Origin of the sequence: Streptomyces sp. HD (assembly GCF_028369295.1) — a bacterium.
Classification (GTDB): domain Bacteria; phylum Actinomycetota; class Actinomycetes; order Streptomycetales; family Streptomycetaceae; genus Streptomyces.
Map to the genome: position 1 here is coordinate 45,724 of NZ_JAQMYP010000001.1, position 17,388 is coordinate 63,111.

The 17,388-nt window shown below is 72.9% G+C and carries 17 protein-coding genes; 4 read left to right on the plus strand and 13 right to left on the minus strand.

What is annotated here, in order from left to right; genetic code table 11:
• Positions 1–105: 105 nt before the first annotated feature.
• Genes POF73_RS00225 through POF73_RS00235 form a run of 3 tightly spaced genes read left to right on the plus strand, consistent with a single transcriptional unit; the run spans position 106 to position 4,095 of the window.
• Positions 106–2,799 (plus strand): bifunctional acetate--CoA ligase family protein/GNAT family N-acetyltransferase, encoded by a 2,694-nt coding sequence (locus POF73_RS00225; protein WP_272112273.1) that lies wholly within the window; start codon positions 106–108, stop codon positions 2,797–2,799.
• A gap of 12 nt (positions 2,800–2,811) precedes the next feature.
• Entirely contained in the window at positions 2,812–3,543 is a 732-nt protein-coding gene (locus tag POF73_RS00230; protein WP_272112275.1) for a CBS domain-containing protein, read from the plus strand.
• Positions 3,544–3,594: 51 nt separating this feature from the next.
• Positions 3,595–4,095: a flavodoxin domain-containing protein gene (locus tag POF73_RS00235; protein ID WP_272112276.1), complete on the plus strand. Its 501-nt coding sequence runs from the start codon at positions 3,595–3,597 to the stop codon at positions 4,093–4,095.
• A gap of 15 nt (positions 4,096–4,110) precedes the next feature.
• Here POF73_RS00235 and POF73_RS00240 read toward each other — a convergent pair whose 3' ends face one another.
• From POF73_RS00240 to POF73_RS00300, 13 genes are all read right to left on the minus strand, one after another.
• Entirely contained in the window at positions 4,111–4,617 is a 507-nt protein-coding gene (locus POF73_RS00240; protein ID WP_272112277.1) for a hypothetical protein, read from the minus strand.
• A gap of 69 nt (positions 4,618–4,686) precedes the next feature.
• Positions 4,687–5,724 carry a hydrogenase expression/formation protein HypE gene (gene hypE / locus POF73_RS00245; RefSeq protein WP_272112278.1) on the minus strand — a complete coding sequence of 346 codons (1,038 nt, stop codon included), beginning with the start codon at positions 5,722–5,724 and terminating at the stop codon, positions 4,687–4,689.
• Positions 5,721–6,824: a hydrogenase formation protein HypD gene (gene hypD, locus POF73_RS00250; protein WP_272112279.1), complete on the minus strand. Its 1,104-nt coding sequence runs from the start codon at positions 6,822–6,824 to the stop codon at positions 5,721–5,723. The genes hypE and hypD overlap by 4 nt, the downstream gene beginning before the upstream one ends.
• Positions 6,825–6,840: 16 nt before the next feature.
• Complete coding sequence (locus POF73_RS00255; RefSeq protein ID WP_272112280.1) at positions 6,841–7,467, minus strand: CBS domain-containing protein; 627 nt, start codon at positions 7,465–7,467, stop codon at positions 6,841–6,843.
• 21 nt (positions 7,468–7,488) lie between these two features.
• Positions 7,489–8,820, minus strand: a complete 1,332-nt coding sequence (locus tag POF73_RS00260; protein ID WP_272112281.1) for a Ni/Fe hydrogenase subunit alpha — start codon at positions 8,818–8,820, stop codon at positions 7,489–7,491.
• On the minus strand, positions 8,817–9,596 hold the full coding sequence (locus tag POF73_RS00265) for an oxidoreductase (protein ID WP_272112282.1): 780 nt from the start codon (positions 9,594–9,596) through the stop codon (positions 8,817–8,819). The genes POF73_RS00260 and POF73_RS00265 overlap by 4 nt, the downstream gene beginning before the upstream one ends.
• Position 9,597: 1 nt before the next feature.
• A complete protein-coding gene (locus POF73_RS00270; protein WP_272112283.1) occupies positions 9,598–10,404 on the minus strand; it encodes an FAD/NAD(P)-binding protein in 807 nt (268 codons plus the stop codon).
• Positions 10,401–10,865 carry a Crp/Fnr family transcriptional regulator gene (locus POF73_RS00275; protein WP_272112284.1) on the minus strand — a complete coding sequence of 155 codons (465 nt, stop codon included), beginning with the start codon at positions 10,863–10,865 and terminating at the stop codon, positions 10,401–10,403. Before POF73_RS00275 ends, POF73_RS00270 begins: the two co-directional genes overlap by 4 nt.
• Positions 10,865–12,064, minus strand: a complete 1,200-nt coding sequence (locus POF73_RS00280) for a 4Fe-4S dicluster domain-containing protein (protein WP_272112285.1) — start codon at positions 12,062–12,064, stop codon at positions 10,865–10,867. Before POF73_RS00280 ends, POF73_RS00275 begins: the two co-directional genes overlap by 1 nt.
• Positions 12,065–12,300: 236 nt before the next feature.
• Positions 12,301–12,558 (minus strand): HypC/HybG/HupF family hydrogenase formation chaperone, encoded by a 258-nt coding sequence (locus POF73_RS00285; protein WP_272112286.1) that lies wholly within the window; start codon positions 12,556–12,558, stop codon positions 12,301–12,303.
• Between the two features lie 5 nt (positions 12,559–12,563).
• On the minus strand, positions 12,564–14,855 hold the full coding sequence (gene hypF, locus POF73_RS00290) for a carbamoyltransferase HypF (RefSeq protein ID WP_272112287.1): 2,292 nt from the start codon (positions 14,853–14,855) through the stop codon (positions 12,564–12,566).
• Positions 14,852–15,358 (minus strand): hydrogenase maturation protease, encoded by a 507-nt coding sequence (locus POF73_RS00295; RefSeq protein ID WP_272112288.1) that lies wholly within the window; start codon positions 15,356–15,358, stop codon positions 14,852–14,854. The genes hypF and POF73_RS00295 overlap by 4 nt, the downstream gene beginning before the upstream one ends.
• A 120-nt stretch (positions 15,359–15,478) precedes the next feature.
• The gene (locus POF73_RS00300; protein WP_272112289.1) at positions 15,479–16,303 is read right to left on the minus strand and encodes a universal stress protein; all 825 of its coding nucleotides are present in this window, start codon (positions 16,301–16,303) and stop codon (positions 15,479–15,481) included.
• Positions 16,304–16,483: 180 nt separating this feature from the next.
• Between POF73_RS00300 and POF73_RS00305 the strand changes: the two genes are divergently transcribed.
• Positions 16,484–17,386 (plus strand): universal stress protein, encoded by a 903-nt coding sequence (locus tag POF73_RS00305; RefSeq protein ID WP_272112290.1) that lies wholly within the window; start codon positions 16,484–16,486, stop codon positions 17,384–17,386.
• Positions 17,387–17,388 lie beyond the last annotated feature (2 nt).

Genomic DNA, 17,388 nt, shown 5'->3' on the forward strand with positions numbered 1-17,388 from the left:
GATGAGGGCCGACCGGCCCACCCGGTCAGCCCGGACAGCCCCTGGGACCGCCGCCCGTCGCGCTGCACGCTCTAAGTGCCGACAGGAATCTGGAGGAGATCCGCGATGACGGACGACGCGTTCAGCAGGCCCACGGTGCACGCTCTGCTCGCGGACGGCACCACCGTGTGCATCCGTCCCGTGCGAGCAGACGATCACGACCAGGTGCAGGGGCTGTACGAGGAGATGTCCACGGAGAACCTGCGCCGCAGGTTCTTCGCCGCGAGCCGGCGTTCCGCCGCGGCGGCCGCCGAACGCGCCTGTGCCCGGCCACACCCGGGGTATCGGGCCTTGCTGGCCGAGACGGCGGGTCGGCTGATCGGACTTGCCGAGTACGACGGCGACGGGACCGATGGCACGGCGGAGATCTCCATCGCGGTCGCCGACGGGCTGCACCACCGGGGCGTCGGCACCCTCCTGGTCGAGCACCTCGTCTCCGCCGCCCGCGCCGAGGGCATCACCACCTTCACCGCCGACGCGCTCAGCGAGAACCACGAGGTGCTCCGCCTCTTCGCCGACCTCGGCCTGCACACCACCCGCCGCTTCGAGGGCCCCGAGGTGCGCTGCACCATCGCCCTGGACCAGAGCGACACCTATCTGACGGCCGTGGAGGAACGCGGCCGCGCCGCCGACGTCGTCAGCCTCGAACCGCTGCTGCGGCCACGCACGGTCGCCGTCGTCGGCGCCGGACGCAAACCGGGCTCGGTCGGCCGGACGATCCTGCACCAGCTGCACTCGGGCGGCTACGCCGGGCGCCTGTTCGCGGTGAACCCCGCCGCGAGCTCGATCCTCGGCGTGCCGTGCCACCCGTCGGTCGGCGCCCTGCCCAAGACGCCCGACCTCGCGGTTCTCGCCGTCCCGGCCGCCGTGCTTGCCGACACCGCCGAGGAGTGCGGGAAGGCGGGCGTACGCGCGCTGCTCGTCGTCACCGCGGGCCTGGACGCCGACCAGGCGGGGGCCCTGCTGGCGGCCTGCCGCGCGTACGGCATGCGCCTGGTCGGCCCCAACTGCCTCGGCATCTCCAACACCGACCCGGAGCTGCGCCTGGACGCCACCTTCGCCGCCGGCCACCCGCGCCCCGGCACCGCGGGCGTCGCCGTGCAGTCCGGCGGCGTCGGCATCGCGCTGCTCGACGGGCTGTCCCGGCTGGGCATCGGCGTCTCCTCCTTCGCCTCCCTCGGCGACAAGTACGACGTCAGCGGCAACGACATGCTCCAGTGGTGGGAGAGCGACGGCCGCACCGACCTCGCCCTGCTGCACCTGGAGTCCTTCGGCAGCCCCCGCGCCTTCTCCCGCACCGCCCGCCGTGTCACCCGCCGGATGCCGGTCCTGACCGTCGACGCCGGCCGCACCGAGGCCGGCCGCCGGGCCGCCGCCTCGCACACCGCGGCCGCCGCGACCCGCACCATGACGCGCGGCGCCCTGTTCACCCAGGCCGGCATCACCGCCACCCGCTCCTGCGGCGAACTCCTCGAAGCGGCCGCCCTGATGCACTCCCAGCCGTTGCCCGCCGGACCCCGCGTCGCGATCGTCACCAACGCGGGCGGAGCCGGCGTCCTCGCGGCCGACGCCTGCGCCGAGGCCGGTCTGGAACTCCCGGCGCCCGGCCCCGAGCTGATCGACGATCTGCTCGACGCGCTGCCCGTCGGCGCCGCCGTCGGCAACCCCGTCGACGCCACCGCCGCCGTCACGGAGGATCAGCTCGCGAGCTGTGTGGACCGGATCATGCGCAACGGCACCGTCGATGCCGTCCTCGTGGCCCTCGTTCCCACGGCGGTCGCCGCGGCGACCGGCGACGACCTCGTCCGGGCCGTCACCCACGCACCCGGTCGACGCCACAAGCCGATCGTCGCGGTACGGCTCGAACAGGGCCTGCCCGTGGAGTTGTTGCCCGCCGCCCAGGGCACCACCGTCCCGTCGTACGCCGAACCCCAGGCGGCGGCCAAAGCGCTGGCCCACGCGGCCCGCCGCACCGCCTGGCTCGCCCGCCCCGCCGGTACGGTCCCCGACCTCGACAACGTCGAGACGAACCGCGGCCACACCGTCGTCGAGGCGTACCTCGACAGGCATCCGGACGGCGGCTGGCTCGACCCGCGCGAATGCGCCGAACTCCTCGGCTGCTACGGCATTCCCCAGCTGCGCTGGGCCTGGGCCGACACCGAGGACGATGCCGTCCTCGCCGCCGAGCGGCTGCGCGGCGCGGACGGCCGCGTCGTGATGAAGGGCCACTGGCCGGGGCTGGTCCACAAGACCGCCGAGCACGCCGTCCACCTCGACCTGCGCGGTGACTCCCAGGTCCGCGCGGCGTTCCGGGACCTTGAGACCCGGTTCGCCGGCCTGCTGGAGGGCGTGTTGATCCAGCCGCTCGCCAACCGCGGCACCGAGCTGTTCGCCGGCGTCGTCCAGGACCAGGTCTTCGGGCCCCTCGTCCTGTTCGGGCTCGGCGGCACCGCGACGGAGGTCCTCGCCGACCACGCCGCACGGCTCGCCCCGCTCACGGACCACGACGTCCACGACCTGATCACGGCCCCGCGCTGCGCCCCGCTCCTGCTCGGCACGAACGGCGCACGCCCGGTCGACCTCCAGGGCCTCGAACAACTGCTGCTGCGGCTGTCCCGCATGGCGAGCGACCTGCCGCAGCTGGCCGAGGCCGACTTCAACCCCGTTCTCGCCACACCGGGCGGGGTCACCGTGCTCGATGCGCGCGTACGCCTGCTGCCGCGCAGGCCCCAGGACCCGTATCTGCGCCGACTCCGCTGAGGAGGAACAACCATGAAGCACGACAAGGTCGGCTCCGTGATGGCCACGGAGGTCGTCCGCGCCGAGTACGGCACCCCCTTCAAGGAAGTGGTCCGGCTGCTCGGCGAGCACCGCATCAGCGGACTGCCGGTCGTCGATGAGGACGAGAAGGTCATCGGCGTCATCTCCGAGACGGACCTGATGGTCAGGCAGGCCGAGACACCCGACCCGTACGAGCCGAAGAAGCGCTTCCGCTTCGACCGGATGACCCGCGCCGGCCGGGAGCGGGCCGCCAAGGCGCGCGCCCGCACCGCCGGTCAGCTGATGACGGAGCCACCGGTCACGGTCCACGCCGACGACACCATCGTCGAGGCCGCCCGGACGATGGCGCAGCACCACATCGAACGACTGCCCGTCCTGGACGAGGAGAACCGGCTGGTCGGCATCGTCACCCGCCGCGACCTGCTCCAGGTCTTCCTGCGGCCCGACGCGGACATCCGTACCGAGGTCGTCGACGAGGTGTTGGTCCGGGCGCTGTGGCTGCCGCCGCGCAGCATCGCCGTCTCCGTGACCGAGGGCGTGGTCACGCTGCTGGGGCAGATGGAGCGCAAGAGCGAGACGGAGATCGCCGTCTCCATGACCCGGCAGATCGACGGCGTGGTCGCGGTCGTCGACAAGCTCACCTACCGGCTGGACGACTCGCATGTCCGGCCCGACGAGCAGGCCCTGCACGGCATCGCCGACGACTGGCTGCGCAAGCTGTGATCAGCCGACTGGCTGCGCAAGCCGTGACCATGTGAAAGGAGGCGGAGCACCATGACCACCAAGGTACTGGTCGCCTACGGGACGACGAACGGATCGACCGCGCAGATCGCCGAGGCCGTGGCCGAGGTTCTGCGCAAGGAGGGCCTCACCGCCGAGGCACTGCCGGCCGGATCGGTCGCACGAGTGACGCCGTACGACGCCGTCGTCGTCGGCGGCGGACTGTACGCCGGACGCTGGCACAAGGACTCACGCCGGTTCCTGCGCCGGCACCGCCGCGAACTGGCGGGACGCCCGCTGTGGCTGTTCAGCAGCGGTCCGTTGGACGCCTCGGCCTCCGAGCGGGACATCCCGCCCGTGCCCGGCCTGAAGCGGGCCATGACGCGACTGGATGCCAACGGGCACGTCACCTTCGGCGGCTGCCTGGAGGAGGGCGCCAAGGGATGGGTCGCCCGGATGATCATCAAGAACGGAAAGGGCGGTGACTTCCGGGACTTCGCCCAGATCGAGGACTGGGCGCGGACCATCGCCGACGACCTGGTCACCCGGGGCTGAGCAAGGCTGCGCGGGTCAGGAACGCTGCGACAGGCCGGCCCCGTCCGCCCGGTGGAAGACGTCTCCGCATGTGAGGGATGGTGTCGGCCGGCGTTCGGCGAGGACGTTCAGCGCGTGGCGCACTTCCGTGCCCAGCAGCAGTAGCCGATGGCTGTACTGCCCGCCCTTGTAGACATACAGGCGGAAGACGTTGACGGCCTGTCCGTCACGGTCGTCGGCGAAAGGAGCCGGGAGCCCGGCGAGCAGCTCGTAGTCGACCTTGTTGGTCACCACCTCGGCCACGACCTTGAGGGGCAGAGCGTCGATTTCCGCGGCGGACAACGAAGCGTCGAGCGCGACGGCGTGGGCGGCCAGGGCCGCGAAGATCTCGATCATTCGCTCGCCTGCCGCCGTGTCGATGCCCCGGCCCCTCAGGGCCTCGTGGCGACGAACCTGCCGCCATGGCTCCTGGTCCACCAGCGGCAGCAGGACACGGCCCAGGAGCGCGCAGCGACGCCACAACATGTCGTGGTCCGAGGTCACGGTCGATCCTCTCCAGCAGCCTGAACTCACGGTCGACGAGCCCGGCGGTGCCGCGCACTTGGTCTGACATCAGCAGATCCGCGGCAACTGCTCCCCGAGCGGCATCTCCACGATCCGCCGGGCGCCCACCAGCGTGCGCAGCGTCACCCGCCCCGCCGGCCGCCCGTCCGGCGACACCTCGCCGATCCGCACCGCCCCCGCTCCCTCGCTCACCGACCGCATCGCGGCCAGCGCGCTCTCGGCCGCGTCGGCTGCGACGAATGCCACCAGGCAACCCTCGTTGGCGACGACGAGCGGGTCCAGCCCGAGCAGATCGCAGGCCGAGGCGACCGCCCCGGGCACCGGCACGGCGCTCTCCTCGATCTCGACGGCGACGGACGAGTCACGGGCGATCTCGTTGAGAGCCGCCGCAAGCCCGCCACGCGTCGGGTCGCGCAGCACATGGACGTCGGCGCCGAGCGGCACCAGGGTGCTGACCAGGCGGTGCAGCGGCCGGGAGTCGGAGGCGATGTCCCCCTCGAAGCCGAGGCCCTCCCGGGTGCTGAGCACGGTCGTCCCGTGCAGCCCGATCGGCCCGGACAGCAGGACCGCGTCCCCGGGGCGGGCCAGCGCGGCGGACGGATGCAAGGAGCCGTGCCGCTGCCCGATGCCGGTGGTGTTGATGAAGAGTCTGTCGGCGGCACCGCGCCCCACGACCTTGGTGTCCCCGGTGACCACGGGCACTCCCGCGTCCTGAGCGGCCTTCCCCAACGACGCCAGGACAGCCCGCAGTTCGGCCAGCGGCAGCCCCTCCTCGACGATGAGGGAGACAGACAGCGCGACAGGCCAAGCACCCCGCATCGCGAGGTCGTTGACCGTGCCGTGGACGGCGAGGGACCCGATGTCCCCGCCGGGGAAGAACAGCGGGCTGACGACGAAACTGTCGGTGCTGATGACCAGCTCGCGGTAGCCGGGCAGCAGTGCCGCGTCCTCCATGGGGCCCGCGTCGCCGTCGAGGGCGGGCAGGATCAGGTGGTCGAGGAGCTCCGCGGTGAGGCGGCCGCCGGCTCCGTGGCCGAGCAGCACGACCTCGTCGTCGTGGTGGGGGGTGGGGCATTGGATGGTCATGCCGTCCTCCTTGCTGGAGTGCGTCCGGCCGCGTGGAAGGCGGCACACGTGCCCTCGGAGGACACCATCGGCGCGCCGAGGGGGTGGCGGGGCGTGCAGCGGGTGCCGTAGGCGGCGCAGTCGGTGGGCAGTCTCGCCCCGGTGAGAATGGCGCCGGCGATGCACTCGGGATCCTCGACGGGACACAGCCCGCCAACGTCGAAGCGGCGGACGGCGTCGAACCGCCGGTACTTCTCGGCGAGTTCCAGCCCGCTGTCGGGCAGCTCCCCGATGCCCCGCCAGGCCCGGTCGGCGACCTGGAACACCTCACGGACCGCGTCCTGCGCCTCGGTGTTGCCCGAGCGCCGCACGGCCCGCACGTACTGGTTCTCCACGTCGAACCGCCCCGCCTCCAACTGCCGTACGGCCATGAGGATGCCCTCCAGCAGGTCCAGCGGCTCGAACCCGGTGACCACGATCGGCACCCGGTACTCGGCGGCGATCGGCTCGTACTCCCGCCAGCCCATCACCGCGCACACATGCCCGGCCGCGAGGAAGGCCTGCACCTCGCACTCCGGGTCGTCCAGCAGCGCGGTCATCGCGGGCGGGACGAGGACATGGCTGACCAGCATCGAGAAGTTCGCCAGCCCGAGGCGGGCCGCGTGCAGCACAGCCGTCGCGTTGGCGGGGGCGGTGGTCTCGAAGCCGACCGCGAGGAAGACGACCTCACTGTCGGGGTGTTCGGCCGCCAGACGTACGGCGTCCATCGGGGCGTAGACCACCCGAACGTCCGCTCCCCGCGCCCGCAGCGACAGCAGGTCGGTGTCCGTGCCGGGCACGCGCAGCATGTCGCCGAAGCTGGTGAGGATCACGCCGGGCCGGGCGGCGACGGCCATGGCACGGTCCAGGCTCTCCAGTGGGGTGACGCAGACCGGGCAGCCGGGTCCGTGGATCATCCGCATCCCGGCGGGCAGCAGTTCGTCGATGCCCTGGCGGACCAGGGTGTGGGTCTGACCGCCGCACACCTCCATGATCCGCCAGGGACGCGTGGCGGTCTGCCGCAGCTCGTCCAGCAGCCGCCGGGCGAGGACGGGATCGCGGTACTCGTCGAGGTACTTCATCGGTCGCGCGGGCCCTTCATCGGTGGGTCAGATCCAACTGGACGTCGACGACGCCCTCGACCGCCCGCACGGCCCGGGCCACCACGGGCACGAGCCCGCGCTCGGGCAGCGCACCGCTCAGCGTGACCACGCCCTCGGTGACCGAGACCTCCAGCCCGGTGGTGATGGGGAGATGGGTGAGCACGCTGCCGCGGATCTCGTCGGCGATCTCCGAGTCGGGCCGCAGGAACACCTTCAGCAGATCACTGCGGCTCACGACGCCCTGCAGCATGCCGACGCCGTCCACCACCGGGAGCCGCTTGACGTGCCGGCGGGCCATGATGCGCGCCGCCTCGGCCAGCGAGGCATCGGCGTGCACGGTGACCGCGGGGGTGCTCATCAGCTCTCCCGCGGTGAGGGCGCCCGCCTTGAGCCGCTCCCCGGCCTCGCCGGTGGCCTCGTCGCCGTCGCGGAACTCCTCCTTGGGCAGCAGATCGGCCTCGGAGACCACTCCGACGACCCGCCCTTCACCGGCCAGCACCGGCAGGGCACTGACCTTCCACTGGTCGAGCAGCTCGACGATCTCCTTGAAGGGCGCCGCGCTGCCTACGGCGACGACCGTATGGGTCATCACATCGCTCACGGTGTACTGGGATTCGGACATCGCAACCTCCGGCAGTTCTCCTCAGGTACGGACGACCGTCAGGTCGAGGAAATGGGTGGAACAGGAGATGCACGGGTCGTGATTGCGGATCGCCCGCTCGCACAGGGCGGTCAGTTCGTCGTCGTCCGGGTCGCCGGCGCCGATCGCCCGCTGGGCCAGTCGCCGCAGGTCGTCCTCGATCGCGCCCTGGTTCTGCGCGGTGGGCGGCACCAGCAGCGCGCCGGTCACGATTCCGTGGGCGTCGAGTTCGTAGCGGTGGTAGAGCACCCCGCGCGGCGCCTCGGTGGCGCCGTGCCCGACGCCCGCGACCGCGGGCACCTCCGTGTACGAGCACGCGGGCGGCTCGTACGCCCCGATGATCCGCAGCGCCTCGTCGACGGCGTACACCGTCTCCACCGCGCGCACCAGGATCGACCGGAACGGATTGCGGCACACAGCCCCTTCGCGCGGATCGCCGAGCCCGGCCTCCACGGCCGCCTGAAGTGCCACCGGCGACAGCCGTCGGCCACTGATCGCGAACCGGGCGAGGGAGCCGGTGAGATGGAGCCGCCCGTCGAGCCGGGAGTGCAGCGCCGTGGAGTGCGGTACGTGTGTCTCGGCGACGTGCTCGGTGAAGTCCCGCACGGGGAAGGAGCCGGTGGTCCCGTCGGCACGCAGGACCGTCGGCGTCCCGCTCTCGATGGCGTAGGTGCCCGGCTCGGTCAGGGCCAGCAGGTCGGCCTCGACCCGGGCATCCGGGAACTCGAAGCCGGCGGTCCAGCGCACGGTGTCCCACGCGTCGTCGAGCGCCTGCTTCAAATCCTCGGCGACCGGCCGGAGTTCGTCGCGCGACGGCACACGGTGGAAGCCGCCGAGGCGGACGTTCACGGGATGCACGGCACGCCCGCCGAGCAACTCCATCAACGAGTTCCCGGCCTTCTTCAGCCTGAGCCCCCGCTCGACCTCGGCCCGGTGGGTGCGGGCCAGTTCGATCGCGCTCGCCCGGCCCAGGAAGTCCGGGGCGTGCAGCAGATAGATGTGCAGGGCCTGGCTCTCGATCCACTCGCCGCAGTACAGCAGCCGGCGCAGGTCACGGATCACCGGGTCGACCGTCACGGCGCACGCGTCCTCGATCGCCGCGCAGGCGCTCATCTGGTACGCCACCGGACAGATCCCGCACACCCGGGCCGTGATGTCCGGCGGCTCGGTGTACGAACGGCCCCGCAGGAACGCCTCGAAGAAGCGCGGCGGCTCGTAGATCTCCAGCCGCGCCTCGACGACCGTGCCGTCGTGGACGTGCAGGCGCAGCGCGCCCTCGCCCTCGACCCGGGACAGCGAGCCGACGTGCAGCAGACGGGAACCGCGGTGCGTCACGTGTCCAGCTCCTTCTCGAACGGCTCGAATGGCCTGAACTGCTCGAACGCGGCGGCGTTGAAGGTGTGCAGGAACCGCTCCACGGCGTCCTCGTCGAGGCCGTCGCGGCGCAGCAGCGGGATCAGCGCGGGCAGATTCACCGACCCGGACGGCCCGAAGCAGCCGAAGCAGCCCCGGTGATACGCCGGGCACAACGCTCCGCAGCCGGCGTGTGTGACCGGGCCGAGGCAGGGGGTGCCATGGGCGACGGTGACGCAGACGGTGCCGCGCCGCTTGCACTCGAAGCACACACTGTGGTCAGGGATGTCCGGCTTGCGGCCGGCGAGGAACGCGGTGATCACCTCGATGAGCTGACGCCTGTCGATCGGGCAGCCGCGCAGCTCGAAGTCGACGTCCACATGCGCGGACACGGGCGTGGAGGTGGCCAGGGTGTCGACGTACTCGGGGTGCGCGTACACCACGCGCCGGTACTCGTCGACGTCCGCGAAGTTCCTCAGCGCCTGGATGCCCCCGGCGGTCGCGCACGCCCCGATGGTCACCAGGTGGCGTGAGGCGGCCCGGATCGCGCGGACCCGTTCGGCGTCCTCGGCCGTGGTGACGGAGCCCTCGACGAGGGACAGGTCGTACGGTCCCGGCTGCACCGCGCTGGACGCCTCAAGGAAGTGGGCGATCTCCACCTCGCCCGCCAGCGCCAGGAGTTCGTCCTCGCAGTCGAGCAGGGTGAGCTGGCAGCCGTCGCAGGAGGCCAGTTTGAACACGGCGAGTTTGGGAGGCATCTCACAACTCCCTTACCGACAGGAGGGGTTCGGCCTGCTCCCAGTCCACGACGGGGCCCGCCCGGCACAGCAGCAGGGGGCCGAGCTGGCAGTGCCCGCAGTGCCCCGTCGCACAGCGCATGTTCCGCTCCAGCGAGACGCGGATCCGGTCGGGGGGGACACCGCGCTCGGCGAGTTCCCGGGCGGTGGCGCGGATCATCGGCTCGGGCCCGCACACGAACGCCCAGGTGCCGTCCGGCTCGAAGCACGCCCGCCCCAGCAGCTGGGTGACCATGCCGACGTCCCCGCGCCAGTCCGGGTCCGGCTGGTCGACCGTCACCCCGGTGTACGCCGTGGCCCAGCCCGTCACCTCTTGCCTGGCGATCAGGTCACCCGGGGTGCGCGCGCCGACCAGGACATTGACGCGCCGGTACGCCTCCGGTTCGGCCAGCGCGCGCAGAATCAGCGGCCGCAGCGGGGCGAGACCGATGCCGCCAGCCACGACCAGCACGTCACTGCCTTGCGCCCGCTCCAGTCCCCAGCTGTTGCCGTACGGACCACGCAGCCCGACGACATCGCCGACCCGCACCGAGCACAGCCCGTCGGAGACCGCGCCCACCGAGCGGACCGTGTGCGCGAGACCACCTGTGGCCTGGACCGAACTCACCGAGACGGGGATCTCGCCGCGGCCGAAGGAGTGCACCATGGCGAACTGTCCCGGTGCGAAGTCGGGCAGCCCCGCGCCGACCGGTTCGAGGCACAGCGTGACCGTGTCCGCGGTCTCCGGTCGACGGGCCACCACGCGATGGGGGACCGGTACGGCGGTCATCGCACGCCCTTCGTCCCAGGGATCCCGTACAGGTCGACCAGCCGGGCACGCGCAGCGTTCAGCCGGTGCGCCAGCACCCGGCCGACCCAGTGCTCGACGGCACGCCCGAACTCGGGGTCGTCCAGGCACATCAGGCGTACGGCGACGGCGTCGAACTCGTGGGCGCGCAGCGGGGTCAGGGTCTGGGCGCCCAGCTGCCAGACGTACGGCTCGTACAGCCAGGACCAGCCGACGAGGTCGCCGACGCCGAGCGTCTCGACGACCGGCGGCCGGCGGCCGGGCACATGCATGTCGAGGGCGGTCGTGCCGTCCCGGATGATCCAGAAACGGTTGGCGTGTCCGCCCTCCTCGAACAGGCGGGTGCCCGGCGGGAAGTCGACCTCCCGGCCGACGCGCAGCAGCCGCTCGCGGTGCTCGACGGGCAGAGCGTGGTTCATGCGCAGGTCGATCGAGGGCGGCATCAGTCCGTCTCCGTTCCGGGAGCCGTGGCTTGTGCGTGTTCGGACGGGTCGCCGTGTTCACCGTGTTCACCGTGTTCACCGTGTTCGGCGTTCAGAGCGGCGACCTCCTCGGTGATGTCGATGCCGACCGGGCACCAGACGATGCAGCGCCCGCAGCCGACACATCCGGACGTGCCGAACTGGTCGTACCAGGTGGAGAGCTTGTGGGTGAGCCACTGCCGGTAGCGGCTGCGGGCCGAGGCGCGGACCGGGCCGCCGTGCAGATACGAGAAGTCCAGGTCGAAGCAGGAGTCCCAGCGCTGCCAGCGCTCGGTGTGGTCACCGGTGAGGTCGGTGACCTCCTCGGTGGTGGTGCAGAAGCAGGTCGGGCAGACCATGGTGCAGTTGCCGCAGGTCAGACAGCGGGCGGCGACGTCGTCCCAGCGCTCGGCGTCGAGGCTCGCGCCCATGAGGGTGCGCAGGTCCACCGGCGGCAGGGCGCGGCCCATGCGATCGCGGGCGCCGTCCACGGCGGCACGCGCTGTGGCCTCGGTGCCCGGGTCGGCGGTGCGGTGCGGCAGCTGCTCCAGCAGCTCGGCGCCCTCCTTGCTGCCGACGCGCACGAGGAAGCGGTGCCCGTCCTCGTCGATCACCTCGGTCAGCGCCAGGTCGTACCCGGGGTCGGCCGCGGGGCCACCACCCGTGGACACGCAGAAGCAGGTGGCACCGGGTTCGGTGCACTCGGCGGCGATCAGGAACGCCCTGGCGCGGCGCTTGCCGTACCCGGAGTCCTCGTACCGCCCGCCGGTCAGCACGCGGTCCTGGATGGCGATGGCCCGCAGGTCACAGGGGCGGACGCCGAGGAAGGCATACGACGGCGGCTCCGGCTCGTGCGGCGTGAAGCGGACGTCTCCCTCCGGCGTCCGGTCGGCGCTCCACAGCTGCTCCCGCGACGGATGCAGGTAGGACTTCCACGACTGCGGACCCGAGCTGTGCGCGAAGGCGGCCCCGTCCTCGCGGCGGGCCAGCCGGTAGCGCCCGGCTTCCAGTTCGACGCCCCAGCCGTAGGGGAGGGCGTCCGCCGAGGCCAGCTCGGCCAGCACGATCGCGCCGTCCCGCACCGTCGGCCCGACGACCGTCCGACCCTCCGCCACCAGTGCCGCGACCAGAGCATTCAGGCCGTCCCGGTCGAGCACGGCCGGTGCTGCGGTAGCGGTCATGACGGTCCTCCTAGTCCGGGCGGCTCCGGGTTTCTCCCGCATCAGGTTCCGACTGCGAGGGTCGCCTGCGACAGGGGCCGACCGGCCCTGGTCATGAGCCGACCGGATCTTTCGACGCCGGGTCGAGCATCGCCCCGAAGGGGCGCGGGGAACTGCGCGATCAGCCACCTACGACCGGCAGTGAACGACCCACGCAGGCCACCCATCCAGGTCGGTCGGCCCAACCCGGCGGAGCGCTACGGCAACGGCTCTCCCAACTCGCCTTCGACCGCCCCCGCCATCGCCCGCAGCACCGCGAGGGTCCGCTGTGCCTCGCTCTCGTCCACCTGCGTGATCGCGAACCCGACGTGCACGACGACATACGCCCCGACACCCGCCTCGGGCGTGCAGCTCAGGCACACCTCGCGACGAATGCCGCCGAAGTCGACGGTCCCCATGCGCAGACCGGCGTCGTCGTGGATCTCCAGGACCCGGCCGGGGATGCCCAGGCACATCGCGTTCACCCCTTCCCGGCCAGCCGTGCGGCCGCGACCGCCGCCTGGCCGTAGCTGATGCCGCCGTCCCCGACGGGGACCTGACCCCCGACCAGCACCCGCAGCCCCTGCGCGTGCAGCCGGCGCCTCACCTCGGTCAGCAGCCGCCGGTTGACGAAGCAGCCACCGCCCAGACACACCGTGCGCGGTGCACCTTCGGCCACGACGCGCCCGACGAGTTCGGCGGTGACGATCGCGAGCGTCAGATGGAAGGCCGCCGCCAGCCGGGCCACCGGCTCCCCCTCCAGCTGCCGCCGCAGCAGGTCGGCCAGGGTCGGCGTCGGGTCGTACACCCACAGACCCTGCGCCCTTACCACCCGATGGGCGAGAGGTACGGCATGCTCGTCCCCGGCCGTCGCTTCGAGCAGGACGGCTGCCTCACCTTCGTAACTCACCTGGTCGGCGAGGCCGAGCAGCGCCGCCGCCGAGTCGAAGAGCCGTCCGGCGCTCGACGCCCGCGGGCAGTTGACGTCCCGCGCGATCATGGCGCGCACCACGTCGACCTCTGCCGGGTCGAGCCGGTCGGTGAAGGGCTGGGTGAGCCAGGGATACGGGCGCGGGGAGCCCAGCGCCTCGCCGCCCAGCAGATGGCCCAGGGCGGTGCGGGAGGGATGGCGTACCGCCGCGTCGCCGCCGGGCAGGGGCGCGGTGGCGAACCTGCCCACGCGGCGGTAGCCGCATCGGTCGGCGACGAGGATCTCGCCGCCCCACAGCGTGCCGTCGTCGCCCAGACCCAGCCCGTCGTAGGCGACCCCGAGGAACCGGCCCCGCACCCCGTGCTCGGCCGCGCAGGCGGCCACGTGCGCGTGGTGGTGCTGCACCGGGACGCGACGCAGCGGCTGAGCCTCGGCCCACTGCGTGGAGAGATAGCCGGGGTGCAGGTCATGGGCGAGGACCACCGGCTCGATGCCCGTGAGTTCCTTGAGGTGCTCGTACGACGCCGTGAACGCCTCGTACGTCGCCAGATCGGCCAGATCCCCGGTGTGCGGCCCGATGTGGGCCCGGCCGTCGGCAGCCAGGGTGAACGTGTGTTTCAGCTGGGCTCCGGCCCCGGCGACCGGCTGCCGCACGGGCAGCGGCAGCGGGGCGGGAGCGAGCCCGCGTGCCCGGCGGACGGTGATCCGGGTCCGTCCGGTGAACTGCACGACGGAGTCGTCGTACCGGGACCGGATGGGCCGGTTGTGGGTCAGCAAGCCGTCCGCCACCGCGGCCAGGGCGTCCCGGGCCTCCTCGTCGCCGATGGCGATCGGCTCGTCGCTGAGGTTGCCGCTGGTGACCACGAGCGGCCGGGCCAGCCCGTCGAGGAGGAGATGGTGCAGGCCGGTGGTGGGGAGAAACAGCCCGACCCGGTTCAGGCCGGGGTGGACTTCGGGAGCAAGCGGAGCCGCTCGCCCACGCCACCGGCGCCGGCCGAGCAGCACGACAGGGCGCTCCGGAGAGGTCAGGGCCCGACGCTCCCCGGCACCGATCTGCGCCAGCCGCGCCGCCGTCTCGACATCGGGCGCCATCACGGCGAACGGTTTCACCGGACGGCGCTTGCGGCGCCGCAGCTCCGCCACGGCCGCCGAAGCGCCCGCGTCGCACACGAGTTGATAGCCGCCCAGCCCCTTCAGCGCGACGATTCCGCCCTCGTCGACCGTCCGTACCGCCGCCCGCAGCGCCTCCTCACCGCGCAGTTCCGCCCAGGCCGGCTGTGGCCCGCAGACCGGGCAGGCGACGGGTTCCGCGTGGAAGCGCCGGTCTCCTGGGTCGGTGTACTCGGCCGCGCACGCGGCACACAGCGGGAAGCGGCGCATGGTCGTGCGGACCCGGTCGTACGGCAGGCTTTCGATGATCGTGGCGCGTGGGCCGCAGTCGGTGCAGTTGATGAACGGATAGCGGTAGCGGCGGTCGCGCGGGTCGCGCAGTTCGCTCAGACAGGCGTCGCAGATCGCCGCGTCCGGCGGGATCTCGCGAGGTGCCGCGTCCGAGTCGCCGGGGGCGCTGTGCCGCACCTGGAAGCCGGTGGCGTACGGCGATTGGCGCGCGCCGCCGGTCAGCCGGACGCGGCGCACCCGGGCGAGGGCCGGTGCGCCGGTGCGCAGCCGGGCCGCGAACTCCTCGATCGCGCGGGTCGGTCCGGCGACCTCGCCCTCCACGTGACCGTTGACGTTGGCCACCCAGCCGCCCAGTCCGAGCTCGGCCGCGGTGCGGTAGACGAAGGGCCGGAAGCCGACGCCTTGCACGATGCCCTCGACGTGGAAGCGCCGTACGGTCATGCCGGCCTCCCGACCGTCGTGTCCTCGTGGCGGGCGATCTCCTCCTCGACGGCCCTCACGACCGGCTCCACGGCCTCCGCGACGGCGGGGGAGAGGCCGGTGCCCAGCTCGCTCTCGGCGCCCTCGACGGCGTACACGACGAGATGCCCGGGCAGCAGACCCAGCACGCGTGCCAGCTCGACGGCCTCGCCGAGGCCCAGCCCGTGGGAGCTGGTGGCCGAAGGTTGCGCGAGGACTCCGGCGTCGAGTGCCAGGCGGTGCACGCGGCCGGGGGTGCCCGGGTGGGCATGGGCCGCATCCACGACCACCGCGAGCCGGGCGCCCGCCCACAGGCCGATCAGCCGGCCGGGGTCGCCGTCGCAGGCCGCGAGGTCGGTGTCCGGTGGCAACGGCCGGTCCACGGCCCGCTCGCGCAGGCGGGCGAGCACGGCCCAGCCCACGCCGTCGTCGCGCCGGAACTCGTTCCCCACGCCGATGACGGCGATCCGACCGCGGATGTTCATGCCCTCACGGTGGGCTCTTGCCGTCGCCTGCCGCATGGGCCGAACGGCCCCACCCACAGGGCCGGACATCCCCGGCAGTGATCCGCCCCCGTCGGCTCCGCGCCGGTGAGCCGTCGCACGCTACACCGGCACGACTGCGACCGGGCACCTGGTGTGCGGGAGCAGCGCGAGTGCCGTACGGCCCGAGCGACGACCCGCCACCACCAGGCCCGAGTTCCCGGCGGCGTGGGCGAGCGCCACCTCCGGGGCGAGCAGGACGACGTCCTCCAGGATGTCGACCTCCGGATACTTGCCGCGCCACGGCCGCAACGCGTCCGACAACCGCTGCACCTCGTCGTCCTCCCACGTGGCGCGATCCTCCTCCAGGACGGGGAAGGGCCGCCGCGCCGCCTGCGCGGGCAGAGTCCAGGCATGCACGGCGTGCAGTCGTGCGCCACGCAGCCCCGCTGCCTCGATGGCGAGGCCGATCGCACCGCCCGCCGGGCTGCGGGCGTCGATCCCGAGGGTCACGGCGTCGGCGCGGCCCTGCGGTCCCCCGCCGGCGAGAGTGCCGGGGACCAGCACCACCGGCCGCTCGCACGCCCGGACCAGGGCCGTGGCGGTGGAGCCCACGGGGATCCTCGGGTGACTGTCCTCGCCGCGCAGACCGAGCACCAGCAGCTCCGCGTCCTCGGCCATGGCGCGCAGGGCCGCCACCGGAGCCCCGGTGAGGTGCACACCCTGAGCCCGCAACGCCGGATGCCGGTCGGTGAGTTCGGCGACCACGTGCTCCGCCACCGTCTCGGGGCGGTACGGCCACCGCTCGGCCGGATCCGGACCCTCCGGCGGCGACACATGCACCACCCGCAGGGGCATCCCACGCAACAGCGCCTCGCGCGCGGCCCAGTCGGCCGCGGAACGGCTGCGTGCCGACCGGTCGACACCGGCGATGATCTCTCGCTCCATGATGGGCCGCCTTCCGCCCGGGTGGACCTGATGCCCGGGCAGGCCCAGCGTCGCCGCGCCACCGCCCGCGCGCACGGGGCCGAACGGGCCGGATCGCAGCCCTGGCGGCCCATGTCCGCCGGCATGGCACGCCGGGACGCTGGCATCGAGGAACACACCGACCACAGGAGGTGCGGCGCCATGCTTGTGCCCGTCATCGCCGGAGTCGACGGATCCACCGAGAGTCTCGCCGCTGCCGAGTGGGCCGCCCGCGAGGCGGAACGCCGGGACCGGCCGCTGCGTCTGGTGCATGCCTGGAACTGGCACCCCCGCCAGGGAACCGGCGAGCCTGTGACGGCAGCCCAGCGGTATCTGGCCCGGCGCGCACTGCGCCAGGCCGAGGACCGCGTCCGTCGTACCTGCCCCGGCGTCAAACTCGACGACCGGCAGATCGAGGGACCGGCCACCGCCGCCCTCCTCCACGCCGCCGAACACGCCGACCTACTCGTCCTCGGCTCGCGCGGACTGAGCGGCTTCAGCGGGTTCCTGGTCGGTTCGGTCGCCCTGGGCGTGGTGGCGCGCGCCACCCGGCCGGTCGTCCTCGTCCGGGCGGGCGAAGAGGCGTCGGACGAACACCTTCCGGCCGATGACGGCAGCCCGTCCACCCGAACCGGCTACCGGGACGTGGTCCTGGGCATCGACCTCGGCGACCCCTGTGACGAGGTGATCGAGTTCGCCTTCGAGGCGGCCCGGATGCGCGGCGCGCGTCTGCACGCCGTGCACGCCTGGCAGACACCGTCCCCGCTGGGGCTCGGCCCCGGCGACATCGGCCTGGTGAGCGGCCCGGAACAGGCCGACGAGTGGCTCGGCTTCCTCACCGCCGTCCTGAACGAGTGGCGGGACAAGTACCCCGAGGTCGAGGTCGCCGAGACCGTGACCGCGGGACGCGCCCAGTCCGTGCTGGTCCGCGCCGCCACCGGGGCGAGTCTCCTCGTGGTCGGCCGCCGGACGACCGAACGCCCGGCGGGCCCCCGCACCGGCCCCGTCACCCACGCGGCCATCCATCACGGCGGCTGCCCCTTGGCCGTCGTCCCCCATGAGTAGAG